The organism is Rhizobium sp. Rhizsp42, from assembly GCF_047304155.1.
GTDB lineage: Bacteria > Pseudomonadota > Alphaproteobacteria > Rhizobiales > Rhizobiaceae > Rhizobium.
Genome location: NZ_JBGLYS010000006.1, coordinates 48,815 through 73,866 on the forward strand (window position 1 = coordinate 48,815; position 25,052 = coordinate 73,866).

The 25,052-nt window shown below is 62.6% G+C and carries 20 protein-coding genes; 15 read left to right on the forward strand and 5 right to left on the reverse strand.

The features are described 5' to 3' along the window. Positions 1-16: 16 nt before the first annotated feature. The 10 genes from ACCD05_RS08435 (at position 17) to ACCD05_RS08480 (ending at position 8,837) form a co-directional block, all read left to right on the forward strand. Complete coding sequence (locus ACCD05_RS08435) at positions 17-1,126, forward strand: ABC transporter ATP-binding protein (RefSeq protein ID WP_112435337.1); 1,110 nt, start codon at positions 17-19, stop codon at positions 1,124-1,126. Next, positions 1,123-2,013 carry a carbohydrate ABC transporter permease gene (locus ACCD05_RS08440; RefSeq protein WP_018896684.1) on the forward strand — a complete coding sequence of 297 codons (891 nt, stop codon included), beginning with the start codon at positions 1,123-1,125 and terminating at the stop codon, positions 2,011-2,013. The genes ACCD05_RS08435 and ACCD05_RS08440 overlap by 4 nt, the downstream gene beginning before the upstream one ends. A 3-nt stretch (positions 2,014-2,016) precedes the next feature. Next, entirely contained in the window at positions 2,017-2,895 is an 879-nt protein-coding gene (locus ACCD05_RS08445) for an ABC transporter permease subunit (RefSeq protein WP_018896683.1), read from the forward strand. A 20-nt stretch (positions 2,896-2,915) separates the two neighbouring features. Next, positions 2,916-3,410: a GNAT family N-acetyltransferase gene (locus ACCD05_RS08450; protein WP_112435338.1), complete on the forward strand. Its 495-nt coding sequence runs from the start codon at positions 2,916-2,918 to the stop codon at positions 3,408-3,410. A 435-nt stretch (positions 3,411-3,845) separates the two neighbouring features. Continuing rightward, positions 3,846-5,078 (forward strand): glycine betaine/L-proline ABC transporter ATP-binding protein ProV, encoded by a 1,233-nt coding sequence (gene proV / locus ACCD05_RS08455; protein WP_111560786.1) that lies wholly within the window; start codon positions 3,846-3,848, stop codon positions 5,076-5,078. Positions 5,079-5,100: 22 nt separating this feature from the next. Further along, the gene (locus tag ACCD05_RS08460; protein ID WP_112435340.1) at positions 5,101-5,982 is read left to right on the forward strand and encodes an ABC transporter permease; all 882 of its coding nucleotides are present in this window, start codon (positions 5,101-5,103) and stop codon (positions 5,980-5,982) included. Positions 5,983-6,050: 68 nt separating this feature from the next. After that, complete coding sequence (locus tag ACCD05_RS08465) at positions 6,051-6,923, forward strand: glycine betaine ABC transporter substrate-binding protein (protein ID WP_112435341.1); 873 nt, start codon at positions 6,051-6,053, stop codon at positions 6,921-6,923. A gap of 65 nt (positions 6,924-6,988) precedes the next feature. Further along, positions 6,989-7,276 carry a helix-turn-helix domain-containing protein gene (locus tag ACCD05_RS08470; RefSeq protein ID WP_112435342.1) on the forward strand — a complete coding sequence of 96 codons (288 nt, stop codon included), beginning with the start codon at positions 6,989-6,991 and terminating at the stop codon, positions 7,274-7,276. A gap of 56 nt (positions 7,277-7,332) precedes the next feature. Next, entirely contained in the window at positions 7,333-7,677 is a 345-nt protein-coding gene (locus ACCD05_RS08475; protein WP_112435343.1) for a hypothetical protein, read from the forward strand. A gap of 122 nt (positions 7,678-7,799) precedes the next feature. Beyond that, entirely contained in the window at positions 7,800-8,837 is a 1,038-nt protein-coding gene (locus ACCD05_RS08480; RefSeq protein WP_413392080.1) for a dipeptidase, read from the forward strand. Positions 8,838-8,877: 40 nt separating this feature from the next. Here ACCD05_RS08480 and ACCD05_RS08485 read toward each other — a convergent pair whose 3' ends face one another. After that, positions 8,878-9,063 carry a DUF3008 family protein gene (locus tag ACCD05_RS08485; protein WP_112435344.1) on the reverse strand — a complete coding sequence of 62 codons (186 nt, stop codon included), beginning with the start codon at positions 9,061-9,063 and terminating at the stop codon, positions 8,878-8,880. 174 nt (positions 9,064-9,237) lie between these two features. On the opposite strand from ACCD05_RS08485, the gene ACCD05_RS08490 reads away from it, so the two are divergent. Beyond that, complete coding sequence (locus tag ACCD05_RS08490; protein ID WP_112435345.1) at positions 9,238-9,405, forward strand: Thivi_2564 family membrane protein; 168 nt, start codon at positions 9,238-9,240, stop codon at positions 9,403-9,405. A gap of 30 nt (positions 9,406-9,435) precedes the next feature. Continuing rightward, a complete protein-coding gene (locus ACCD05_RS08495) occupies positions 9,436-10,599 on the forward strand; it encodes a low temperature requirement protein A (protein ID WP_112435346.1) in 1,164 nt (387 codons plus the stop codon). An 86-nt stretch (positions 10,600-10,685) separates the two neighbouring features. On the opposite strand, the gene yghU is transcribed toward ACCD05_RS08495, so the two are convergent. The 3 genes from yghU to ACCD05_RS08510 all read right to left on the reverse strand — a co-directional run bounded on the left by yghU (position 10,686) and on the right by ACCD05_RS08510 (position 13,951). Continuing rightward, entirely contained in the window at positions 10,686-11,561 is an 876-nt protein-coding gene (gene yghU / locus ACCD05_RS08500; protein ID WP_112435347.1) for a glutathione-dependent disulfide-bond oxidoreductase, read from the reverse strand. A gap of 75 nt (positions 11,562-11,636) precedes the next feature. Further along, positions 11,637-12,623, reverse strand: coding sequence for an LLM class flavin-dependent oxidoreductase (locus tag ACCD05_RS08505; protein WP_112435348.1), 987 nt, complete (start codon positions 12,621-12,623; stop codon positions 11,637-11,639). 206 nt (positions 12,624-12,829) lie between these two features. Continuing rightward, entirely contained in the window at positions 12,830-13,951 is a 1,122-nt protein-coding gene (locus ACCD05_RS08510; protein ID WP_112435349.1) for a mechanosensitive ion channel domain-containing protein, read from the reverse strand. 748 nt (positions 13,952-14,699) lie between these two features. Between ACCD05_RS08510 and ACCD05_RS08515 the strand changes: the two genes are divergently transcribed. Continuing rightward, positions 14,700-21,701, forward strand: coding sequence for a beta strand repeat-containing protein (locus ACCD05_RS08515; RefSeq protein WP_413392081.1), 7,002 nt, complete (start codon positions 14,700-14,702; stop codon positions 21,699-21,701). Positions 21,702-21,805: 104 nt separating this feature from the next. Here the strand turns inward: ACCD05_RS08515 and ACCD05_RS08520 are convergent, their stop codons facing one another. Continuing rightward, positions 21,806-22,699, reverse strand: a complete 894-nt coding sequence (locus ACCD05_RS08520; RefSeq protein ID WP_112435352.1) for a LysR family transcriptional regulator — start codon at positions 22,697-22,699, stop codon at positions 21,806-21,808. Between the two features lie 270 nt (positions 22,700-22,969). On the opposite strand from ACCD05_RS08520, the gene ACCD05_RS08525 reads away from it, so the two are divergent. Both ACCD05_RS08525 and ACCD05_RS08530 read left to right on the forward strand, forming a co-directional pair. Then, positions 22,970-24,214 (forward strand): NAD(P)/FAD-dependent oxidoreductase, encoded by a 1,245-nt coding sequence (locus ACCD05_RS08525; protein WP_112435353.1) that lies wholly within the window; start codon positions 22,970-22,972, stop codon positions 24,212-24,214. Between the two features lie 219 nt (positions 24,215-24,433). Then, on the forward strand, positions 24,434-25,003 hold the full coding sequence (locus tag ACCD05_RS08530; protein WP_112435354.1) for a hypothetical protein: 570 nt from the start codon (positions 24,434-24,436) through the stop codon (positions 25,001-25,003). Positions 25,004-25,052 lie beyond the last annotated feature (49 nt).

Sequence of the window (25,052 nt, forward strand, 5' to 3'; positions counted from 1 at the left end):
CAAGTCCGGGTGAAAAATGGCATCGGTTTCGCTTGAATCCGTTTCGAAGAATTTTGGGACGCACACCGTCATTCAAGGCGTCGACCTCAGGATCAACGACGGCGAGTTCGTCGTCTTCGTCGGCCCTTCCGGCTGCGGCAAGTCAACGCTTCTGCGCATCGTCGCGGGCCTTGTCGCCGCATCCAAGGGTGTGGTGACGATCGGCGGCGAGGACGTGACGGATGTCCCGGCCTCGAGACGCGGCGTCGCCTTCGTCTTCCAGTCCTATGCGCTCTATCCGCATATGAGCGTCGCCCGCAACATCGGCTTCGCGCTGGAAACACTGGGCATGGCCAAGGACGCGATCAGCCAGAAGGTTTCGTCGGTGGCGCGCATGCTCAAGGTCGACCACCTGATGGATCGCCGGCCACGCGAACTCTCCGGCGGCCAGCGCCAGCGCGTGGCGATCGGCCGGGCGCTGGTGCGCCAGCCCGAAATCTTCCTGTTCGACGAGCCGCTCTCCAATCTCGATTCCGATCTTCGAATGGAAATGCGCATGGAGATCGCCAAGCTCCATGACGACCTGAAGACGACGATGATCTATGTCACCCACGACCAATCCGAGGCGATGACGCTCGCAGACCGGATCGTCGTCCTGAACCACGGCCGCATCGAGCAGGTGGGAACACCGCAGGAACTCTACCATGCCCCCGATAACCGCTTCGTCGCAAGCTTTATCGGTAGCCCCCGGATGAACTTCCTGGCCGTCTCGCCGAAGACAGGCTCGGACACCGGCACGATCGTCGGTCCCGGCAATCTCTCGATCGCCATGGTCGCCAACAATCCCTCGGGCCCAATCGCCGAGATCGGCATCCGGCCTGAGGGACTGCGGCTTGTTGGCGCGAACGAAGGCCGCATCACCTGCACGCTGGAACGCGTCGAAGATCTGGGCCACGAGCATTTCGCCTATTGCCGGATCACCGACGACACCGTCTGGGTGATCCGCGTCGCGAAGGCGCCTGCGCATGATCTCATCGGTCAGCCTGTCGGCCTGGATTTCGCTGACGCCGCCGTCTTCGCCTTTACGGCGGACGGCAAGCGCGTTCTGCTCAGCCAGCCGGCCAGCGAACAGGCGAGCCAGCCATGAGCGCCAAACTCGCCCGCCGCGATTACCGGGCCGCATGGCTGTTTCTGGTTCCCGTCATCGCCGTCATCCTGTTGGTCGCCGTCTGGCCCTTGAGCCGGACCTTCTTCTTCTCCTTCACCGACGCCTATCTCGACGACCCCTCCGTCTACTCCATGGTCGGTCTCGACAACTTCATGGAGGTCATCAACGACCACAGCTGGTGGGTTGCCGTGAAGAACACGCTCGTGTTCACCATCATCTCGGTCGCGATCGAGACGGCGCTCGGGCTTGCGATCGCCTTGCTGCTCAACGAGATGATTCCGGGCCGTGGCCTCGCGCGCGCCGCCATTCTGGTGCCATGGGCCATTCCTGTGGTGGTCGCCACCAAGATCTGGGAGTGGATGCTCAACGACCAGTTTGGCGTCATCAACAAGATCCTCACCGGGCTAGGCGTCGTCGATCACGGTATTGCCTGGACGGCCAGCAGCTCGCTGATCATGGGCGTCGTCATTTTCATCGACGTGTGGATGACCACGCCTTTCATGGTGCTGCTCATCCTCGCCGGTCTGCAGCTGATATCGCCGGAGATCTTCGAAGCCGCCGAGGTGGACGGCATTCCCGCCTGGAAACGCTTCTGGTCGATCACCCTTCCGATGCTGCGCCCGGCCATCGGCGTCGCCGTTCTTTTCCGCGTTCTCGACGCGCTCAGAATGTTCGACCTTGCTTACGTTCTGGCTGCGAGCAATGAGAACGTCATGACCGTATCGATCTATGCGCGCGACCGGCTGATCAGCTTCCAGGAGCTCGGCGTCGGCTCGGCAGCGTCGACCTGGGTCTTCCTGCTCGTGGCGCTGGTCGCAATCATCATCATCGGGGTTCTTCGCCTCGACAAAGCGGCGGGGACCTGATCGATGGCCAATGCAATCGCACAAAAGGCGCTGCGCAAACCCGCCGGCTACTATCGCATGAGACGGCGCGTGGTGCGCGGCCTGCAGATTTTCGCGCTGCTGCTCGTGCTCGTCTATACGCTGTTCCCATACTACTGGGCCTTCGTCTCCTCGACGAAGCAGGGTGCAGCACTCTATCGCTCAGCCCTGATGCCGGCGCTGGATTTCACTTACTACCGGCAGCTGATCGACAACCCGGTCTTCATGGGATCGCTGCTCAACTCGGCCTATGTCGCGATATCGACGACCTTCCTGTCACTGATCATCGGGCTGTCGGCCGCCTACGCGCTTGGCCGTATCGAGTTTCCGCAGCGGCGCGCAATCCTGATGATCGTCTTGATGATCTCGATCTTCCCGCAGGTGGTGGTGCTCTCGGGCATGTTCGAGCTGATCAACTGGCTGGGGCTCTTCAATCGCCCGAGCGCGCTGATCCTCACCTATCTCCTGTCGACCGTGCCTTTCACGACGTGGATCCTCACCACCTTCATCAGGGAATTTCCACGCGAACTGGAGGAGGCCGCCATCATCGACGGCTGCTCGCACTTCCGCATCCTGATGAAGGTGCTGCTGCCGCTGATGGGGCCGTCGCTCGCAAGCACCGGCATTCTCGCTTTCATCCTCGCCTGGAACGAGTTCCTGTTCGCGCTGACATTCACGCTAACCGACGAGAACCGCACCGTGCCGGTGGCGATCGGCCTGATCGCGGGTACAAGTCGCTATGAGTACCCGTTCGGGCAGATCATGGCGGCCTCGATCACCGTCACGCTCCCCCTCATCGCCGTCGTACTTATCTTCCAGCGGCGGATCGTGGCTGGCCTCACCGCCGGCGCCGTCAAAGGCTGACAGATACAAGGATCAAGACCATGGACATGCTTGTGAAGCTCTACGAGCTGAAGCGCGACCCAGCCCTCGACGAACGCATGACGTCGCAAGGTGTCACCATCCGCCGCGTGCTGGTGCCGGAACTGCCGGCGCTGACATCATGGATCGAACCGCGCTTCGGCGCCGGCTGGGCGGCCGAGGCGACCGCCGCCACCATGCGACAGCCGACCACCTGCTTCATCGCCATTCAGACGGGGGAGCTCATCGGCTTTGCCTGCCACGAGGCGACCGCCAAGGGGTTCTTCGGCCCCACCGGCGTTGATCAGGCAGCCCGCGGAAAGGGTGTCGGCCACGCCCTTCTTCTGGAAACGCTGCTTGACATGCATGCGCAGGGCTATCCCTATGGCGTGATCGGCGGCGCCGGGCCGATGGATTTCTACCGCAAGAGCGTCGGCGCGATCCCGATCGAGGGCTCGGATCCGGGTATTTATCGAGGCATGCTGTCGCTCGCCCACCCCAGCGAAATCTCCTCGTAAAGGACACGATTTCGGACGCATCGGCGCCGGATTTCAGCCTTTGATTTCAAAAATACCTGTCATGCCGGCGCGGCGCTGCTTCGCCGGTACAGCAGGCGTTGTGGCCTGTTTCGACGCTGTCGGCGACCGGTGCATCTGTCACAAAAATTGATTTTAAGATGGACAATTTTTGTATATCGCCCTATATACGCAGATAAGGAGAACAGCGCTCCATCGAAATGATAGTATCAATATTCGAATACATGACCTTTTGTCATATCGGATGGATATTTTCGATAACATATATTTTCCTCGGACGAATTTGATTTATGAAATGTCGATTTGTCTCAGCAACACAATGGATAATACATCCTGATCCAGAAGACATTCTGCAGATCGTGGACGTATGCGAATAAAGGAGAATGCCTGGCCTCTCGAGCTCGGCGCCAAGATTATATGAATGCTGCAACTGAAACAGACGCGCCGACATCATCGGCTTCGACCAAGATCAGTCTCAACAACATCTACAAAGTTTTCGGCGAACATCCGAAAAAAGCCCTGGCGCTACTGCGCGCCGGCAAGTCAAAATCCGAGATCCATGCAGCAACGGGCTGCTCGATCGGCGTAAACGACGCCAGTTTCGATATTCGCGCCGGCGAGATCTTCGTCATCATGGGCCTGTCGGGCTCCGGCAAATCAACGCTGCTGCGTCTCCTCAATCGGTTGATCGAACCCACATCCGGATCGATCAAGATCGATGGCCGCGATATCACCGACATGTCGCGCAGCGAGCTGATCGCGCTTCGCCGCCGCGATATCAGCATGGTCTTCCAGTCCTTTGCGCTGCTCCCCAACCGCACCGTTCTCAGCAACGCCGCCTTCGGTCTCGAGGTCGCAGGCGTCGGCGAAGCCGAGCGTCGCGAGAAGGCATTGGCCGCGCTGAAGGCCGTCGGCCTCGATGGCTACGCCGACAGCCGCCCGGATCAGCTTTCCGGTGGCATGAAGCAGCGCGTCGGCCTTGCCCGCGCGCTCGCCAGCGAACCCACAATTCTCCTCATGGACGAGGCCTTCTCGGCGCTCGACCCGCTGATCCGCACCGAAATGCAGGACGAACTCGTTCGCCTGCAGTCCGAGCACAGCCGCACCATCGTCTTCGTCAGCCACGATCTCGACGAGGCGATGCGGATCGGCGATCGCATCTGCATCATGCAGAACGGCAATGTCGTGCAGATCGGCACCCCCGACGAAATCGTCACCAAGCCGGCCAACGACTACGTCCGCTCCTTCTTCCGCAATGTCGATGTCGCGCATGTCTTCAAGGCGGGCGATGTCGCCCGCAAGTCGCAGGTCACGATCATCGAGCGCGAAGGCGTTTCGGCCGCGGCGGCACTCGAGCGGATGAAAAACTACGACCGCGAATACGCAATCATCCTCGGCCGCGACAAGACCTATCACGGCATGATCAGCCAGACATCGCTGATCGAAAAGATCAGGGCAAAGACGGCGGATCCCTATCGCGGCGCCTTCCTGCCCGAGATCGAGGCCATTCCGGCCGACGAGCCTCTGTCGAACGTTCTTGGCAAGGTGGCGGCCAGCCCCTGGCCGGTCCCGGTCATCGACGGCGGCAAGCGCTATCTCGGCTCCATCAGCAAATCCGCGCTGCTCGAAACGCTCGACCGCGCCGGCTGATCACAAACACATCGGATAAATCATGAACTTCGATATCGGAAACGGCATCGACGCTGCCGTCAATTATGTGCTCGACAACTTCTCACCCGTGCTTGATTTCATCGCGGCCGCGATCGGCTTCGTGACGTCAGGCATTCAGAGCGCCCTGCTTGCGATCCCCATGCCCGTTGGCATCGCGATCTTCGTGATCCTGTCGCTTTGGCGCGTCGGCATCGGCTTTGCGGTCTTCACCGCGCTCGGCCTGCTGCTCGTCAACCACATCGAGCTCTGGGGCCCGATGATGGAGACCCTGTCGCTGGTCATCGCCGCGACGCTGATCGCGATGCTCGTCGGCCTACCGCTTGGCATTGCCATGGCCCGCAAGGATTCCGTCGCCGCCTTCGTGCGCCCGGTCCTCGATCTGATGCAGACCATGCCAGCCTTCGTCTACCTGATCCCGGCCGCCATGTTCTTCGGCCTCGGCGCCGTTCCCGGCGCGATCGCGACGGTCATCTTTTCGATGCCGCCGGTCGTCCGCCTCACCAATCTCGGCATTCGCCAGGTGGATGGCGAATTCATTGAAGCCGGCAATGCCTTCGGCTGCACGGCAACCCAGCTTCTGTTCAAGGTGCAGCTTCCGAACGCCCTGCCCTCGATCATGGCGGGCATCAACCAGACGATCATGCTGTCGCTGTCGATGGTCGTGATCGCCTCGATGATCGGCGCAGGCGGCATCGGCAACACGGTTCTGACCGGCATCCAGCGCCTCGACGTCGGCACCGGTTTCGAGGGCGGCATCGCCGTCGTCATCCTCGCCGTCATTCTCGACCGCATCACCCAGAGCCTGGGCAAGCCGCGCGCCGCATTCTGGCAGGGCTTCTTGCGCAAAAGCGAAAGCGAAGAGCTGAAGCCGGCGACGGCCTGATCTCCAGCAACCCATCATGGCGGGCCACGGCCGCCTGCCAAATGCGAACCTTCACAAAAGGAGCACTCATGTTCAAAACACTCGCAACCCTCGGCCTTGCCGCCGCTCTCGTCAGCGGCGCGGTCACCTCGACCATGGCGCAGGACGCCAAGCCGGTGAAGATCGGCTGGGGCGCATGGTCCGACGCCGAATTCGTAACCAAGCTCGCCGCCAAGCTGATCGAGACCAAGCTGAACCAGAAGGTCGAACTCGTGCAGGCTGACGTCGCGCCGCTCTACCAGGGTGTCGCGCGCGGCGATCTCGACACGATGATGATGGCCTGGCTGCCGCAGACGCATGCCGACTACTATGCGAAGGTCAAGGACAAGGTCGACACCCTTGGCACAATCTACGACGGCGCGAAGCTCGGCTGGGCGGTCCCCGACTACATTCCAGCCGATCAGATCAGCTCGATCGAGGACTTGAAGAAAGCGGACGTGCAGCAAAAGCTGTCCGGCACCATCCAGGGCATCGATCCCGGCGCGGGCCTTACGAGGCTGTCGCAAAAGACGCTGAAGGACTATGGGCTCGATGGCTACAAGCTGCAGATCTCCAGTGAGGCCGGCATGCTGACGACGGTCGACCGCGCGATGCGCGGCGAGAAGTGGTTCGTGGCCACCGCCTGGAGCCCGCACTGGATGTTCGGCAAGCACAAGCTGCGCTATATCGATGATCCGAAGAAGTCGCTCGGCGAAGCCGAACATGTCGATATCCTCGCCCGCAAGGACTTCAAGTCCGACAATCCCAAGGTCGCCGCCTTCCTGTCGCGCATGAACCTGCCGATCCCCGATCTCGAAGCGGCGATGTTTGCCGCGCAGGAAACGTCCTACGACCAGGCAGTGGATAAATATATCCAGGACCATCCAGACCAGGTGAAGAGCTGGATCGGCGACGAAGGCTGACCGCATTATCGCGCCTCGCCCGATTTTCGGCGGGGCGCGACCCTTCGACCGAACAGGAGCGATGAATGTCTATCGACCGCCTGCAACCGACCGACGCCGAAGATGATACGATGGGTGGGCGCATGTCGCTCGCTCGCGACGCGGTGAAGCTCTCCATCGAAGCCGCCGCGAGAAACCTCGGCATTACGCCCGATACCTGGGCATCGTGGGAAAACGATCGCGCGGCGCCGGCCGCCGGCAATCTGGAAACGATCGCCGATACGCTTGAGGTCAGCCTCGCATGGCTGCTGCGCGGCCACGGGGCGGGACCCACATGGCCGGTTGCGAACGATAACGCGCATCGGCCGAGCTGAACGGAAAGCCGCTATGCGGCCGACCGATCACCGCACACAAGAACAAGGAAATGACAATGGATACGAAAGCGATCACCGCCGAACTGGCACAGCATGTCCCTGTTACCTCCACGCTGGAGAACGTCATCGAGGACGTCGCACCTGTCGATCTCGCGGACATGCATACGCTCTATTCCGACATGGGCTGGCTGATTGCCGAGCGGTTCTCGACGCTTGAGGACAAGCAGCGGGTGTTCGAGCTGATCGAGCTCGGCATGCGCAATGGCGACGGAAGACTGAAGGACGCCGTCTCCACCGGGCTGATCGAGGCAATGATTTCGCGCACGGGCGCCCAGCCGGCGCGATGGCGCCAGATATCGGCCGAGCTCGGCCCGCTCTCGTCCGCCTACGTCAGGCAGTAATCAGACAGAAAGGCCGGCTGGCCGCGCGATTTTCAACGCACGGCTCGCGGTTTGGGTTTGCGTGGGGGCGCCGACCTGTCATACGAAGACCCGCAAGAAACAGACGCAGGACTTTCCCCACCATGCCAAACTCCCTCATGCCCGTTTTCGACGGCCACAACGACGTATTGCTCCGGCTCCAGCATTCGGGCATCGCGCAGCCGGCCAAGGCGTTTATCGAGGGAGAAGCGACGGGGCATATCGATCTTCCCAGGGCGCGCGCCGGCGGCCTGGCAGGCGGGCTCTGCGCCATCTACATCCCCTCGCCCAGCATGGGGAAGGACGCCAATGGCGACTTCCTGACACCGGCGCAGCCGGAATCGCTGAACCGCACCCTGGCGATGGCCCGCATTCTCTTCGACATCGAAGCGCAGCGCGCCGGCGGGCTGAAAGTCTGCCGCACCGCTGCCGATATCCGCCAGTCGATCGAAACCGGCGCCTTTGCGGCCGTGATGCATATCGAGGGCGCCGAAGCGATCGCCGCCGATCTCGATGCGCTCTATGTGCTGCATCAGACCGGACTGCGCACGCTTGGACCAGTGTGGAGCCGGCCGAACATTTTTGCCTACGGGGTGCCGTTCCGCTTCCCGTCATCGCCCGATATCGGCCCCGGCCTGACCGACGCCGGCAAGGATCTGATCCGCGCCTGCAACGAGCTCAAGATCATGGTCGACCTCTCGCATATGAACGAGCAAGGCTTCTGGGATATCGCCAAGCTCTCGAACGCACCAATCGTCGCCTCGCACTCCAACGTTCACCAGATCAGCCCGCACAGCCGCAACCTCACCGACCGGCAGCTCGACGCGATCCGCGACACGGGTGGTCTCGTCGGCATCAATTTCGGCGTGCTCTTCCTGCGCGATGACGGCACGCGCAACGCCGACACCAGCCTCGACCTCCTGGTGCGCCACGCCGCCTATATCGCCGATCGCATCGGCATCGACCACGTCGCCCTGGGCTCGGACTTCGACGGGACAACGATCCCGGCAGCGATGAAGGATGCGACCGGTCTTCCTCTGTTGATCGACGCGTTCCGCGCCGGCGGCTTCGATGAGGAGGCGCTGGTCAAGATCACCCACGCCAATTGGATCAACGTGCTCGAGCGCACTTGGGGCGGCTGAGCCGATGCCAACCGCAGCATAAACCGCCGAAAACCACGGACTATTTGGAGACGTGTTCCGGCTTCCCCCTGGTCTTCGTGGAAGCGAAGTCCTCAAGCTGCTTTTCGGTCATCGAATCCACCATCTCGCGGGATGCGCCCTTGAGCTTACTCTTCGGCGTTTCACCGCGTTTGGCGGACAAGGCCGCGCCGGCTGCCTTCTGTTGCGCTTTCGATTTTGCGGGCATGATCGTCTTCTCCCTTTCATTGTGAACTCACGGCGACAGCGAAGGTTCCTGCAAGCTTGCTCAGTCATTCCAACCGCGCGATAGAGTTTCTCGATCGCCGATCCTTTCCTTTTCGAAAGAGAGATTTATCTAACGCTCTGTGACTAAAAGATTTTTCAACGGAGTGGGATCCAAATGGCTGCATCTGTACTGATCGGAATACTGATAACCTTCCTGGTCATCATCCTTGTCTTGTACCTTGTCGCCCGCCTGCCGATCGACGCCAGAGCCAAGCAGATCGTGCAGATCATCGTCATCATCATCGGCATCATTTCGCTTCTGAAATATCTGGCGGTTTTCTAAGGCCGTGGCTCGATCGATGGAGGGATCGCATTGAGCCTGATCCGTGGCAAAAGCGCCGAGAAGACGAAGGCCAGCTTTCCGGAGCTGTTCTTCGATCTCGTCTTCGTTTTCGCGCTCATCCAGCTGTCGCACACGCTGGTCGAGGACTTCAGTTCGACGACGCTGGCGGAATCGATACTGCTGATCCTGGCGATCTGGTGGCTGTGGGTCTACACGACATGGATCACCAACCTGCTCGACACCGACAAGGAAGCGGTGCGGCTGCTGCTCTTCGCCCTTATGTTCGGCGGCATATTGCTGGCGATCGCGTTGCCCGAGGCCTTCAAGCATCAGGGACCGGCATTTGCCGCGCTATACTGCGCCATGCAGCTCGTGCGCTCGGTTTTCATGCTCTACGCCTACAGGGGCGTCGACCGGCCCTCATACCTCACCTTCGTGCGCATCACCGTCTGGGTGGTCGCTTCCAGCGTCTTCTGGATGATCGGCGGCTTCGCCAGTCTTGAAGCGCGCGTCGCCTTTTGGGCCGTCGCGCTTTTGATCGAATACGTCTCGCCTTTGGCCCGCTACTGCGTGCCCGGATTGGGGAGTTCCCCGCGTGAAACGCTTGACATATCGGGCGAGCACATGGCCGAGCGATGCGCGCTCTTCGTCATTCTCTGTCTCGGCGAGACGATTCTAACCACGGGCAGGACCGCGGCGGAGCACATGCAGTCGAACCTCTCCGTCATGGTGTTCTGCAGCGCGTTTTTGACGACTGGCTTCATGTGGTGGATCTATTTCCACCACGGCCAGCAGAAGGCCGCAGACAAGGCGGAGGCGACCTCGGCGCCCGAAACCGTGGCCCACGGTCTTTTCACCTACGGCCATCTGCCGATCGTCGCCGGCATCATCCTGACCGCCGTCGGCGAGGATTTCAGCCTGTCGCATCCCGAAGAGCACAGCAGTCTGAAGACCACGCTCGCGATTCTCGGCGGGCCCGGACTGTTTCTGATTGGAAATATCTGGCTAAAATTGACCGCCGCGCGCAAGCTGCCGCTCTCTCACATCGCCGGGCTGGTGATCCTGCTGGCGACCACCGTTCTGCTGCCGGTGCAGCAGAATTTCACGATACAGATGGTGAGCACCGTCACGCTGCTGCTCGTCGCGCTGTGGGAATATCTGGCATTGCGAAAGGCGAACGCGACCACCGCCTGAGCCGCAATGGCCCACTCATTGACACATAAGCGAAACGCCGCATCCGGATCGCCGAAATGACGACCCGGATGCGACCAATCCGAAGCTTAACCGGCAGCGCCGATCTTATCCTGCGTCTTCGTGTCGAAGTCGCTGGCGTCGTGACGTTCCCACAGTTGGCTCGACGGTTCGCCGGAGAGACGGTTGACCATGCGCCCGCGCTGGACAGGCTTGCGCTCGCCGATCTGATCGGCCCAGCGCTGGATATTCTTGTATTCCTGAACCTGCAGAAACTCCGCCGCTTCGTAGATCCAGCCCTTCACCAGCCCGCCATACCAGGGCCAGACGGCCATGTCGGCGATGGTGTATTCGGCACCGCCGAGATATTCGCTCTCGGCAAGACGGCGATCGAGCACGTCGAGCTGACGCTTGGCTTCCATGGCGAAGCGGTCGATCGCATATTCGATCTTGGTCGGCGCGTAGGCATAGAAGTGGCCGAAGCCGCCGCCGAGATAGGGCGCGCTGCCCATCTGCCAGAACAGCCAGGAGAAGCATTCGGCGCGGGCGGCCGGCTCCGTCGGCAGGAAGGCCTGAAACTTTTCGGCGAGGTAGGTGAGGATCGAGCCGGATTCGAAAACGCGGATCGGCTTGGCGCCGCTGCGGTCGACCAGCGCCGGGATCTTGGAGTTCGGATTTGCCTCGACGAAGCCGCTGCCGAACTGGTCGCCATCGCCGATCCGGATCAGCCAGGCATCATATTCCGCACCGCTGTGGCCGGCGGCGAGAAGCTCCTCGAGCATGATCGTCACCTTGACGCCATTCGGCGTGCCGAGCGAATAGAGCTGCAAAGGATGGCGCCCGACCGGCAGTTCCTTCTCATGCGTCGCGCCGGCAATCGGCCGATTGATATTGGCGAAACGCCCACCGCTGTCCTTGTTCCAGGTCCAGATCTTTGGCGGCGTATACTCAGTCGAATTGGCCATGCTTTGTCTCCAGTGGTGGCGTCTTCATGCGATACGCAACCTGTCTCGATTGCGCTGAATGCGGATAGGTGCGCGTCAGATCTTTCGCCCGACCTCGGCGATCATTTCGAAGGATTGCAGGCGCGCACTGTGATCATAAACGTCGGACACGATCATCAGTTCGTCGGCACCGGTCTCCTCGACCAACCTCTCCAAGCCGGCGCGAACCGTTTCGGGCGAGCCTATGATCGAGCAGGCGAGCATCTGCTGGGCCTGCGCCTTCTCCATCGGCGACCAGTAGGTCTCGATGTCGTCGATCGGCGGCGGGCTCAGGCCGCGCGTGCCGCGAAACATGTTGGTGAAGGACATCTGCTGTGTCGTCGCAAGCCGGCGCGCCTCCGCATCGGTTTCGGCGGCGATGACGTTGACGCCGACCATAGCGTAGGGCTGCGACTGCTGCTCCGATGGCTTGAAACGGGTGCGATAGATTTGCAGCGCCTGGAGAAGAAGTTCCGGCGCGAAATGGGAGGCGAAGGCATAGGGCAGACCGAGTTCGGCCGCGAGCATGGCGCCGAAATTACTGGAGCCCAGAATCCAGAGCGGCACTTCGGTGCCGGCGGCCGGAACCGCCTGTATCCGCTGGTTCGGGCCGGCGGGCGCGAGAAATGCCTGCAGCTCAAGCACATCCTGCGGGAACTGGTCGGCTGACTCCGGCGAGCGACGCAACGCGCGAAGCGTCATCTGATCCGTTCCAGGCGCGCGGCCGAGGCCTAGATCGATGCGATCGGGAAACAGGCGCGCCAGCGTGCCGAACTGTTCGGCAATGACATAGGGAGAGTGGTTCGGCAGCATGATGCCGCCGGCGCCGACGCGGATCGTCTTCGTGCCCGCCGCGAGATGGGCGAGAACGACGGATGTCGCGGCACTCGCGATCCCGATCATGTTGTGGTGTTCGGCAACCCAGATGCGCCGGTAACCCCACTCTTCCGCATGCGCGGCCAGATCGCGCGCGTTGTCGAGGGCGCCACGGGCGTCCGTCTCCTCCGTCACGCGAACAAGTTCGAGGATGGAAAGAGCGGCCATGGCAATACCTTTGTAATCAACAAGTGGAGGCAACCGCTGAAGACGGCTGCCCTAATCAAAAGGTATATGGAGTCCGCGACGCGCCCGAACAATGGTTGAGACGTCTGCTTTTTTGAGATCGGCCGTCGCCCGGCCGATGAGCCCCGCCTACGCGGCTGTCTTGCGGTTCCAGCGCCCGCTCATCTTCTTGGGATTGTCGCCGGCAATCAGGAGTGCGCCGAGGCTCGAACCGCGGCGTCGCCGCCCATCACGCCATTAAGGTTGGCGGCACCCTCGGCCCGCACGCGCGGCAAGCTCGCCGGATACTCCCGCTGCACGAAGTCGATGATCTTCTCGCGCATTTCGCAGCGCAGGTCGAAGGTCTTCGGCGCATTAGAGGCCGAGACGAGGATGCGGATCTCCATGACGTTTTCGCGGAAATCGGTGACCTGCACGGCGACCACCCGCTTGTCCCAGAGCTTGGAGGCGGCGGCGACTTCCTCGACTTTCGTGCGGATGACGGTAACAGGCACAGAATAGTCGAGGTAGATCATGACGGTCCCGATCAGCGCCGAGCTCTCGCGCGTCCAGTTCTGGAACGGGTTTTCGATGAAATAGCTGAGCGGCAGGATCAGCCGTCGCCAATCCCAGAGCTTGACCACGACATAAGTCGAGGTGATCTCCTCCACGTTGCCCCACTCGCCCTCGACGATCAGCGCATCGTCGATGCGGATCGGCTGCGTGATCGCAAGCTGTATGCCGGCGAATACATTCTTCAGCACCGGCTGCAGGGCGAGGCCGAGCACGATGCCGGCAACGCCGGCCGATGCGAGCAGGCTCACGCCATATTGCTGTACGGCCGGAAAGGTCATCAGTCCTGCGGCGATCGTGATCGCGACGATCATGAAGGCGGCGATGCGCTCGCCGATGCGTGATTGGGTGACGTGGGTGCGCGCTAGCAGATTGTCTTCAGCGTCGAGCTTGAAGCGGCGCAGATAGACCGTCATCCAGATGTGCAGCGTGGTCTTGCTGATCCAGCCGACGACGGCGATGAAGCCCAAGAGCAGGATATGGCGGATGAACTCCGCCTGCGGCGTCGTCAACGGCGCGATGGTGGCGCCGAGCGAGAGCGTCAGGGTGAGGATGCTTAGCCTCAGCGGCCGGCGACCGCGCGAAACCAGCGACCGCCAGAACAAATCCCGCGTTTCGACCACGCGGCTTAGAAAGCGAAAAGCGAGGCGATGGATCATCAGGCCCACGGCCAGTGCGGCGGCTAGCACACCGATGCTGACCAGCCACGCAGGCAACCATGCGGTTGCCTCCTGAAAGTCGAGAATGAAGCGTTCCATACGACATGAGCTAGAGTGCAATGCAGCATGGGAAAGGTCGGGCGGAGAAAATCAGGGTTTTCGTGACCGGTCGTGCTTGCGGGAAACATCGCGCTCCAGGCGAACGCGCGCCGGTCTCAACGTGAAGTCAGAGCCAGCGAAACCGTGCCCTGCCGCGTCGATCGATGCGGTGAAGCGCGATCGGCGTTGATCTGCCGCTGATCGTATCGAGCAGGCGGATGCTCTGTTTTCCGGCCACGAGCGCGAGAAATCGCGGGCAACCGCGAATCGTTCCGCCGCTATCGTTCTCGGTAAAAATGCAGGGCACGGAGAGAGCCGTCCCATACACGTTCATTCGTCCACTCTTTGGCATGCGCAAATCCTATCGCTTTGCGTCGCCGTGTAGTGGAGCCGTGATTCCTTCATATGACAATTGCGTGATAATTTTGGACATGTGTGAAATTGTCGGCGCCACGCGATTTCGCGGTCGCTGATAGTGCCCGCGCGAAGGCGCAGGACGACACCAGCTGCGGGCAAGGCCCGCGACTTAACCTTCTTCCCGGCAGCGGGCACGGCCCCTGTTTGGGGAGAGACCACCTGCAATTTCAGGTTCAGACAAGCCACACAACCTACCTTCGGCTCTTAGCTGCGCGGGCTTGGGTGACCGATTCTTCATTCAGACCTTGGGCCGGAAGCCGCCTGCCGTTCGCTATCGGGGTTTCGACCTGGCTTTTTATTGACGCCATTTGAACATTTGGGATTGATGAGCATGACGACCGTTGCATCCACGCTGACGATAACGCAGATCAGATCCCTGTCGTCCGCGGCAGTCGCAGCATGGACAACCGACGACATCGCGTCGCTGTCCACGGCCCAGGTCAAGGCGCTATCGTCCTCTCAGATCGCGGCGCTCGACGTCGAGGACGTCGAAGCGATGAATTCGCAGCAGCTGAGCGCAATCGCCAAGACTTCCATCGTCGGCTTCACCTTCGATCAGCTGCACGCGCTCAACAAATACGCCATCGAGAGCCTGACATCCGTCCAGGTCTCGGCGCTTACCACATCGCAGCTGGGCGCCTTGACGACCGAGCAGTCGGAAGCGCTGACCCCGAACCAGATCAAGGCGCTGTCCACCGCGCAGCTCGCGGCACTCAGCCCCGAGGATATCGCGACCTTTTCGACTGCCGATATCGCCGCCATCACCAAGGCCATCCAGGGTCTCGGGACGGCGGCTCTCGCGGCTCTGTCTCCCGACCAGATCGCGGCCTTGAACACAAGCGCCGTCGCGTCGCTCACGAGCAGCCAGGTCGGTGCATTGAGCGCCGATCAGGTCGAAGCGTTTACGCCGGCGCAGACAGCGGCGATGACCTCCTCGCAGCTGGCAGCACTCGGGCCTGATGACATCGCCATGCTGTCGCTCGAAGACATTGCGGCGATCAACACCAAGGCCATGAAGGGCCTGAACCTGTCTGCTCTGTCGCCCGACCAGATCGCGGCGATGACAACGGCGCAGGCGAACACGCTGACGACGGCGCAGCTCGCCTCGCTCGATGTCGGACAGATCGAAGCCCTCTCGCCGGGCCATATCGCCGCGCTCAGCTCCAGCGCGCTGGCGAGCCTGACGACCGCACAGATCGAAGCGCTCAGCCCCGAGCAAATCGAAGCCTTCACGCCGCAGCAGGTGAAGGCACTCAGCTCCGACCAATTTGCCGTCCTCAACCCCGATGGCATTGCGGCCTTCTCGGTCGCCGATATCGCGGCCATCAGCAGCAGGGCAATCGCCGGCATCAGCCCCGATTCCATCGCGGCGCTGTCGACCGCGCAGATCGCCGCTCTCGGAACCGGCTCGATCGCGAGCCTGACGACCGGGCAGCTCGAGGCCCTGAACGACGACCAATTCCGGGCACTCTCCCTGGTCCAGGTGAAGGCGCTGAGCTCCGGGCAGCTGGCAGCGCTCGACGCCGCCGATATCGAAGCCTTCTCGACCGCCGCCATCGCCGCGATTTCCAGCCGCGCCATGTCGGGCCTGAGCACGGATGCGATCGGCGCGCTGTCGTCGGCCCAGATCGCCGCCATGTCCACCAGCCTGATCGCCAATCTCACCGGCAGCCAGCTCGAAGCCTTGAGCGCCGACCAGATTGCGTCGTTCTCGACCAGCCAGATCACCTCGCTGGGCGCACAGATTGCTGGCTTCAGCACCGGGCAGCTGGAAGGTCTCTCGACCGGCAAGATCGCAGCACTGAGCACGGCCGCAATCGCCAGCCTGACGACCGACCAGATCGACGCGCTGAGCGTGGAACAGGCCGAGGCCCTGACGCCCGCGCAGGTCAAGGCGCTGAGCGCGGCGCAGATCGCGGCCTTCGGTGCCGACGATATCGCAGCCTTTTCGACAGCCGATATCGCCGCGATCACCAGCAAGGGCTTTACCGGGCTCAGCATGGATTCGCTCTCCACCGCGCAGATCGCGGCGCTTTCCACCGCGCAGATCGCGAACCTTGGAACGGACCAGCTGGCTGCGCTGACCACGGACCAGACCGAAGCGCTGTCGCCGACACAGGTGAAGGCGCTGAGTTCGGTTCAGCTCGCCGTGTTCGACGCCGAGCACCTCGCGACCTTTTCGACCGACGATATCGCCGCGATTACCAGCAGGGCCGTTACCGGCCTGACCACCGATATCATCTCGACCTTCTCCACCGCCCAGATCGCGGCGTTGAACTCGACGACGATCCCGCGGCTCACAAGCATGCAGATCGCAGCACTCAGCACCGACCAGGTCGAGGCTTTGACGCCGGCACAGGTCGCATCGCTGACCTCCGTTCAGCTCGCAGCGATCGATGCCGACCACATGGCGACCTTCTCGACGGCCGATATCGCCGCGATCACCAGCAAGGCGATCCCCGGTCTCAGCACCGATATCATCGCAACCTTTTCCACCGGCCAGATAGCCTCGTTGACGACGGCACAGGTGAGCGCGCTGAAGACGACGCAGCTCGCGGTTTTGAGCACCAGCCAGGTCGAGGCATTCACTCCGGCGCAGGTGGCATGGCTGAGTTCGCTGCAGCTCTCGGCGCTCGGCGAAGACGGCATCGCGACCTTCTCGACAGCCGATATCGCGGCGCTATCGAGCAAGGCAGTCCCCGGCCTCAACGTGTCCAGCCTGTCATCGGGCCAGATCGGAGCCTTCACGACTACCCAGATCAGCGTGCTGAAGACGCTGCAGATCTCCACGCTCGGCACAGACCAGGTCGCTGCCCTCTCCGCTGCCCAGATTGCCGCCTTGAGCACCACGTCGATCGCTAGCCTGACGACCGACCAGATCAACGCCCTTAACTCGGCGCAGGTCGAGGCTCTCTTGCCGCTCCAGGTGATGTCGCTGACTTCGCTGCAGCTTGGCGCGCTCGACGCCGGCGATATCGCGACCTTCTCGACGGCCGATATCGCAGCGATCACCAACAAGGCCCTGCCGGGCCTCAGCACGGATGTACTCGCAACGCTGTCCACCGCCCAGATCGCGGCCATGAGCACGAGTGCGGTCGCGAGCCTGACAAGCGACCAGATCGGCGCTCTCAGCACCGCGCAGGTCGAAGCCCTGTCGCCGGCGCAGGTGAAGGTTCTGAGCTCCGCGCAGATGGCGGCGCTCGGCGCCGATGACATCGCGACCTTCTCCACCGCCGATATCGCGGCGATCACCAACAAGGCTATCTCGGGCCTCAGCGGCGACGCTATCGAAGGACTGACGAACGAGCAGATCGCAGCGCTCAACACCAGCGCCATCGCCAGCCTCACCAGCCTGCAGATCGCTGCGATGAGCACATCGCAGATCGAGACACTGTCGCCCGTACAGGTGGCGGCGCTGACGTCCCTTCAGTTCTCCGCGCTTTCTGCTGAGGACATCGCGACCTTCTCGACCGCCGATATCGCGGCAATCACCAACAAGGGCTTGCCCGGCCTCAGCGCCGATGCGGTCGCGGGCCTGACCACCGCGCAGATCGCGTTGTTGAGCACGAGTGCTTTGGCCAGCCTCACGAGCACCCAGGTCGCAGCACTCGGCACCGACCAGATCGCCAAGCTCTCCATCGTGCAGGTGAAGGCACTCACATCGGCGCAGGTCGCAGCACTGGGCGACAATGTCGCCGTTCTCTCCACGGACCAGATCGCCGTCCTGACGCCATCGGGGATCACGGGCCTGACATCCGATCAGGTCGACGCGCTGAGCAGCGCGCAGCTGCATACGCTTAGCACCAGCCAGATCGCAGCGATGACCACCAAGCAGGTGGCGGGGCTCAGCACGGGCGACATGGCCGGACTGACCACACAGCAGCTGGCCGCCATGAGCTCGTCCGGCGTCTCCGGCCTTTCGACCAGCCAAGTCGCGGCCCTTAGCAACACGCAGATCCTGGCGCTCTCGACCAAGCAGATGGCGGCACTAAGCTCCTCTCAGATCGGCGCGCTGCGCACGGACGACATCGCGGCACTCTCGACAGCGCAGATCGCTGCTCTCTCGGTTGGTGGTATCACCGGACTGACCTCGCAGCAGCTGGCGGCACTTTCGACCGCACAGGCAGAGGCGCTCACCAGCAACCAGGTCGGAACGCTGAATTCCAGCCAGCTCTCGGTCCTCGGGCCGGATGATGTCGTGACCTTCTCCACCAAGGATATCGCCGCGATCACATCAAGCGCGCTGGGCGGCATGTCGACGGACACGATCCGGGCCCTGACGACGGCGCAGATCGCCGCGCTGAGCAAGAATGCGATTGCAGGCCTCACCACCCAGCAGCTTGCGGCACTCAGCACCGCCCAGGCGGAAGCGCTGACCAGCAGCCAGATCAGCGGCCTGAGCTCGTCGCAGCTCGCGGCTCTGACAGCTGATGATATCGCGACCTTCTCAACCAAGGACATGGCCGCCATCGGCTCCGGCGCCATCGCCGGCCTGTCGACCGGCACAATCGCGGCGCTCTCGGCGAGCCAGATCGCGGCGCTGAACACGGCGGCGATCACGGGGATGACGACCGGCCAGATCGCGGCGCTGCGCACCGATCAGGTGGAAGCGCTGACGTCGGCGCAGATCGGAGCGCTGAGCTCGAAGCAGACGGCGGCTCTCAGCACCGACGATATCGCCATCCTGTCGGCGAAGAACATCGCCGCGATCAACTCCGGCGCCATCGCCGGCCTGTCGGCAGCCGCGCTCGCGACGCTGACGACAAGCCAGATCGCGGCCCTCAGCACTGCTGGCATCGCCGGCCTGACCGTCGATCTCATCAGCGCGCTCAGCAGCGACCAGATCGGAGCGCTGACCACGAGCCAGATCGCGGCCTTGAGCTCGCGACAGATCGGAGCGCTTGGCACCGACGACCTCGCATCGCTGACGACCGCGCAGGTCGCGGCATTGAGCACGGCCGGCTTGCCCGGTCTCAGCAGCGACCAGATCGCGGCATTGAGCACCGACCAGACCGAGGCCCTGACCAGCCTGCAGGTCGGCGCCTTGAACTCAAGGCAGATTGCCGCCCTGGGCACAGACGATCTCTCGCATTTCTCCATCGCCGACATCGCCGCCATCGGCTCGGGCGCGATCCTTGGCCTTTCGACAGCCGCGATCAGCGCGCTGTCGACGGCCCAGATCGTCGCCATGAGCTCGGCCGGAATTTCGGGTCTGTCCAGCGGCCAGATGGCCGCGCTCGGCTCCAACCAGGTGGAGGTGCTGACAACAGCGCAGATCGGCGCGTTGAGCTCCAAGCAGGTCGGGGCGCTTGCCACCGACCGTATCGCGGCGCTTTCGATCGACCAGATCGCGGCCTTGGGCACGGCGGGGATCGCAGGCCTGACCAGCGATCAGATCGGCGCGCTCAGCGTGCGCCAGGTCGAGGCCTTCACCAGCGTTCAGGTGGGCGCGCTGAACTCGAAGCAGATCGCCGCACTCGGAACGGATGATCTCGACAGTTTCAGTACCGCCGACATGGCCGCGATCACCTCCAGCGCGATCGCAGGGATTTCGACATCGGCGATCGCCTCGCTCTCGGGCGACCAAATCTCTGCCCTCAGCCCCACCGGCATTGCCGGCCTCACCAGCGACCAGATCGGAGCGCTGCGCACCAACCAGGTGGAAGCACTGACGACCGCCCAGGTCGGCGCGCTGACCTCCAAGCAGATCGCGGTGCTGAACACAGCCGACATCGGCGCGTTTTCGCCGGAACAGATCGCGGCGCTGAGCACGGCTGGCATAGCGGGGCTTTCGACCAGCCAGCTGGTTGCGCTGCATAGCGACCAGATGGAGGCGCTGACCAGCATCCAGATCGGCGCCCTTTCCTCACGGCAGGTCGCGGTTCTGACGTCTGGCAATCTCGACAGCTTCACCACGGCCGAGATCGCGGCGATCAGCTCGTCGGCCATCTCCGGCCTGTCGACCGCAGCGCTTGCCTCGCTTTCGCCAAGCCAGATCGCAGCGCTGAGCACCGCAGGCATTGCCGGTCTCAGCACGGACCAGATCGCGGCTCTCAGCGTCGACCAGGCTGAAGCGCTGACCAGCACGCAGATCGGCGTGCTGAGCTCCAAGCAGATCGCCGCACTCGGCACGGATGACCTCGACAGCTTCACCACCGCCGAAATCGCGGCGATCAGCTCGGCCGCCATCTCCGGATTGTCGCCGACGACGATCGCCTCGCTATCGGCCGAACAGATCGGCGCGCTGAGCACGGCGGGCATTGCCGGTCTCTCCACCGCCCAGATCGCGGCCCTGAGCACAAGCCAGGTCGAGATGCTGTCGACAGGCCAGATCGGCGCGCTGGGCTCGGCCCAGGTGGCGGCGCTCAGCACCGGCGATATCGCCGTGCTCTCGGTCGAGCAGGTGGCGGCGCTGAGCGCGCAGGGGATCGCCGGTCTCGGCAGCGCCCAGGCCGGCGCGCTGAATATCGATCAGATGGAAAGACTGTCGACAAGCCAGATCGCGGCGCTCAGTTCGGATGCGCTGAAGGGGCTGACCTCGTCCAGCCTGGACGCGCTGACGCCCGCCAAGCTCGCGGCGATCAGCTCCGGCGCCATGAAGGGGCTGTCGACGGGCTTCATCGCGTCACTCTCCACCGAGGAGATCGCGGCTTTCGGCAGTTCCGGGATTTCCGGCCTGACCAGCGATCAGATCCACGCACTGAGCACGGATCAGTTCAGCACCTTCTCCACCAACCAGATCGCGGCCCTGAGCTCGACCGGGCTTGCCGGCTTGACGACCGACCAGTTGCAGACGCTGTCGACCGAAGAGTTCGCGGCGATTACGCCGACCTCGATCAAGGGACTGACGACAGCGCTGTTTTCAACCCTGCCGTCGAACGACATCGCTGCGCTGACCACGGGTCAGGTGGCGGCGCTCAGCTATAGCCAGGTCGTGGCGATGAGCACGGCGCAGATCGGCATGCTTTCAACGACCCAGATCGGCGCGCTCAATGTCGTTCAGGCCGCGGCTCTCGGTCCGGATGACCTCGCTGGCTTCTCCCCCGAGAGCATCATCGCGCTGAGCTCCAGTGCGGTTTCGGGCCTGAGCACAAGGGCGCTCAGCGCGCTGACGGTGAGCCAGGCCGAAGCCTTCACGCCGGCGCAGATCAACGCGATGACCTCAGCCCAGGTGCAGGCGCTGACCAACGGCCCGCTCTCTGGCGCAAGCGCCGCCGCTGCGACCACGACGACGGCCACCACGCCGCCGGAGACAGCGACCTCGGCCGCAACGGCATCGGACACGAGTGAGCAGGCTCAGGTTGCGTCGGTGATCATGTCCTATCTCGAATAGGGTCGGCACGGTTCGAATGCGACTGCGGGCGCGGCGTTACTCGATGCCGCGCCGCCTGATTTCTTGCCGGAGCAGCGCCATTGGCTAGGCGGCACCGCTGTGGATCAGCCGCGATACCGCAATGCGTCCACGAGTACAGCAAAGGCGGCGGATGGCTGGCGGCGGCTGGGGTAATAGAGATGATAGCCGGCAAATGGCGGGCACCAGTCCTCCAGCACGCGCACAAGCCTGCCGTCAGCAAGATGCTCGGCCACCATATCCTCCATCACGAAGCAAAGGCCGAAGCCGGCGACAGCCGCACGAACGATCATGCGGACATTGTTGAAGGTAAGCTGGCCGTCGACTCGAACCCTGACTTCGCGCCCGTCCTTTTCCAGCTCCCATGTATAGAGCCCGCCCGCGCTTAGCAGGCGCAGGTTTATACAGGTGTGGTCGGCAAGATCCTGCGGCAGGACCGGCTTGGTCTTGCCTTCGAAATAGGCCGGCGACGCAACCACTGCCATGCGCAAGGCGGGACCGATGCGCGTCGCGATCATGTCCTTCGCCAGCGCCTCTCCCAGCCGGACACCCGCGTCGAACCGTTCGGTAACGATATCGATCAGGCCGGAATCAATGCTGAGCTCGACGTGAATGTCGGGATAGTCGACGAGCATTCGTTCGAGCGTCGGCCAGAGCACGGTGTTGGCTGCATGCTCGGACGTCGTGATGCGGATCGTTCCGGCCGGCCTTTCGCGCAGCTCGCTCAGCGAACCGAGCTCCGTGGCAATGCTATCCAGCGCGGGCCGCAACGTACCAAGCAGGCGCTCGCCTGCTTCGGTCGGCGCAAGGCTCCGTGTCGTGCGCGTGAGAAGCCGGACGCCTAACCTTGTCTCCAAACGCCTGATCGTGTGGCTGAGCGCCGATTGCGAGGTACCAAGCTTGGCTGCGGCGCGCGTAAAGCTTTGCTCTTCCGCCACCATCAGGAAAGCATTCAGATCGACCAACTCTTCGCGCTGCATTCATGAACCCCGGACATAACTCCACCGACGTATAGCGCCGATCTCGCCGATTGTCTCGCTCGCTGAAAACGCAACCGGATAGAAGGGAAGAACGAAGCGCTGGGTGGTATTTCGCTTGACGAGAAATTCGATGCTCCGCACGATCCGGCACGAGCCGCCGGCGACCGTTGGGACATGACCGGAATTGATCGATGCGTTATTTTAGAGTTCATATTTACCGAGCCGTTTCATGCCCGGCTTGCCACCAAGAGAACCGCCTAGGCAATGTAGATGACCGAAGATCCTGATGTCGTAGTCGTTGGCGCCGGCGCCGCTGGCACAGGCGCTGCCCGCGGTCTCGTCGAAGCCGGGTTGAAGGTCCTGGTTCTGGAAACCCTCCCTCGGACCGGTGGCCGCGCCTTCACACAACAAGCGGCAGGCAGTGTCGTCGATCTCGGCTGCGGCTGGCTGCACTCCGCCGACAGAAATCCCTGGGTCGGCTTGGCTGGCGAGATCGGCTTTGATGTCGATCGCGGACCGTCCGCCTGGGGTGATCAGTTCCGTGATCTGGGTTTTACCCAATCCGAACGAGATGATGCGTATCTGGCGTTTGAACAGTGGACCGAGCGTGTTGCGACCAATCCTCCTCGCTCCGACGTCGCCGCCGACGCAATCGATCCGGCGGACGGGTGGACGAGTTATCTGCAAGCGCTGAGCGGCTACATCAGCGGAGACGAACTCGAGCGCATTTCCTGCAAGGACTACGCCGCCTACGACGAGGCCTCGACTGATCTCAACTGGCGTGTGCCCGCGGGCTACGGCACGCTTGTCAGCGCCGCAATGCCTGCTCAGGCGATCGTCAGCCTGTCCACGCCCGTTGAGGCGATCGCGCTTGAGGGGCGGCGCATCGAGGTCAAGACAGCTTCAGGGACAGTGCGCGCCAGAGCGGTGATCGTCACCACATCCACCAACGTATTGGCAGGAGATTCGATCCGCTGGCCATCCGCCTTGGACCCCTGGCGGCAGGCGGCGCAGCGTCTGCCTCTCGGCTGGAACGAGAAACTGTTTTTCGAAATCACGGGATCGGCGCCCTTCGAGGATGAGACCCACCTCATCGGCGACCCCCGGGATGCATCGACCGGCAGCTACTATATTCGGCCGTTCGGCCAGCCCGTGATCGAGTGCTACCTGGGCGGTGCGGGCGCGCGCCACGTGGCAGATGAGGGCTCTGAGGCTGTATTCGCCCGCGCGTCGGATCAGCTCGTGGGTCTCTTCGGCGGCGACATCAGGCGCAATCTTCGTCCGCTCATAGCGTCGGATTGGGCAAGAACGGCTTCGATCGGAGGCGCGTATAGCCACGCCCTGCCCGGCCAGGCCGACGCCCGTATCGCGCTTGCCAAACCCTTCGACGAGCGCGTTTTTTTCGCCGGCGAGGCCACCGACACGACCAATTTCTCGACCGCACACGGTGCGCTTCAAAGCGGGCAGCGCGCGGCGCGCGAAGTCATCGCAGCGCTTACTGTCATCCACTCGTAGCGCCGCGGGGCTACTAGATACCAACGGGCGCGGCGCCGTTTGTCCGCATGCAGTTGGCCAACATCGGAGACGTGCCGATCGACACCCTGACACACAAGCGGGCAGTGGCGACAAGCGGGAAGCGCGGCGATTCACCGGTTTGAAACCTGTTTGTGCGACAAGGACGGTTCAAGGGCAGCGCCCTGAAGGCCAAGCCGTGTTGCACTGAGGTACGGAAAAATGAGACCGTTCGCCGTTCTTTCCGCGAGAGTTGTTCTTGCTGCCGCTCTCTTCAGCGCCGCCGCTCCGCTGGTTGCCAACGGCACCGAGGAATGGATCGGATCATCCCGCCAATGGTCGATCGGTTATGTCCATAATGGCGGCGAGCCCTATTGCGCGCTGGTTTGGGACAGCATGACGGGAAAGACCGTCGAATTCCGCGAAAGCCTCAAGGATGCCTCCTGGATCATCAAGAACGATGCATGGTCGCTCCCGGAGCACCTTTCCACACAGGTTTCGGTAACAGGCAAGAGCAACAGCATGGAGGTGCCCGCCATCGGCGCCGACAGCAAGAGCCTGCGTGTCTGGAGCCTGCCTGGGAATTCTAACGCGGGCGGTGTTCAGGGCATTATTCGCGCCGCACTCCGCGGAATGGCTGACATCAATGTCTCGTTCCAGGGCAACGAGCCCGACTGGGTCATTCCGACATCGCGGATCTATCCCATGCATGCCACCTATGCCGGCTGCATCGAGCGGCTGTCGAACAAGAAACCGGTGAAGATCGAAAGCGCCACGACGAACCCGTTCTGAAACTTTGAGCGCCGGAATCCGGAATGCTTTCCCAGCGCAGAATCCGAGC

Excerpts from the sequence above, each read along its gene's own strand:
- ACCD05_RS08435 (WP_112435337.1), top strand. The coding sequence starts at position 17 with ATGGCATCGGTTTCGCTTGAATCCGTTTCGAAGAATTTTGGGACGCAC.
- ACCD05_RS08440 (WP_018896684.1), top strand. The coding sequence starts at position 1,123 with ATGAGCGCCAAACTCGCCCGCCGCGATTACCGGGCCGCATGGCTGTTT.
- ACCD05_RS08445 (WP_018896683.1), top strand. The coding sequence starts at position 2,017 with ATGGCCAATGCAATCGCACAAAAGGCGCTGCGCAAACCCGCCGGCTAC.
- ACCD05_RS08450 (WP_112435338.1), top strand. The coding sequence starts at position 2,916 with ATGGACATGCTTGTGAAGCTCTACGAGCTGAAGCGCGACCCAGCCCTC.
- proV (WP_111560786.1), top strand. The coding sequence starts at position 3,846 with ATGAATGCTGCAACTGAAACAGACGCGCCGACATCATCGGCTTCGACC.
- ACCD05_RS08460 (WP_112435340.1), top strand. The coding sequence starts at position 5,101 with ATGAACTTCGATATCGGAAACGGCATCGACGCTGCCGTCAATTATGTG.
- ACCD05_RS08465 (WP_112435341.1), top strand. The coding sequence starts at position 6,051 with ATGTTCAAAACACTCGCAACCCTCGGCCTTGCCGCCGCTCTCGTCAGC.
- ACCD05_RS08470 (WP_112435342.1), top strand. The coding sequence starts at position 6,989 with ATGTCTATCGACCGCCTGCAACCGACCGACGCCGAAGATGATACGATG.
- ACCD05_RS08475 (WP_112435343.1), top strand. The coding sequence starts at position 7,333 with ATGGATACGAAAGCGATCACCGCCGAACTGGCACAGCATGTCCCTGTT.
- ACCD05_RS08480 (WP_413392080.1), top strand. The coding sequence starts at position 7,800 with ATGCCAAACTCCCTCATGCCCGTTTTCGACGGCCACAACGACGTATTG.
- ACCD05_RS08485 (WP_112435344.1), bottom strand. The coding sequence starts at position 9,063 with ATGCCCGCAAAATCGAAAGCGCAACAGAAGGCAGCCGGCGCGGCCTTG.
- ACCD05_RS08490 (WP_112435345.1), top strand. The coding sequence starts at position 9,238 with ATGGCTGCATCTGTACTGATCGGAATACTGATAACCTTCCTGGTCATC.
- yghU (WP_112435347.1), bottom strand. The coding sequence starts at position 11,561 with ATGGCCAATTCGACTGAGTATACGCCGCCAAAGATCTGGACCTGGAAC.
- ACCD05_RS08505 (WP_112435348.1), bottom strand. The coding sequence starts at position 12,623 with ATGGCCGCTCTTTCCATCCTCGAACTTGTTCGCGTGACGGAGGAGACG.
- ACCD05_RS08510 (WP_112435349.1), bottom strand. The coding sequence starts at position 13,951 with ATGGAACGCTTCATTCTCGACTTTCAGGAGGCAACCGCATGGTTGCCT.
- ACCD05_RS08515 (WP_413392081.1), top strand. The coding sequence starts at position 14,700 with ATGACGACCGTTGCATCCACGCTGACGATAACGCAGATCAGATCCCTG.
- ACCD05_RS08520 (WP_112435352.1), bottom strand. The coding sequence starts at position 22,699 with ATGCAGCGCGAAGAGTTGGTCGATCTGAATGCTTTCCTGATGGTGGCG.
- ACCD05_RS08525 (WP_112435353.1), top strand. The coding sequence starts at position 22,970 with ATGACCGAAGATCCTGATGTCGTAGTCGTTGGCGCCGGCGCCGCTGGC.
- ACCD05_RS08530 (WP_112435354.1), top strand. The coding sequence starts at position 24,434 with ATGAGACCGTTCGCCGTTCTTTCCGCGAGAGTTGTTCTTGCTGCCGCT.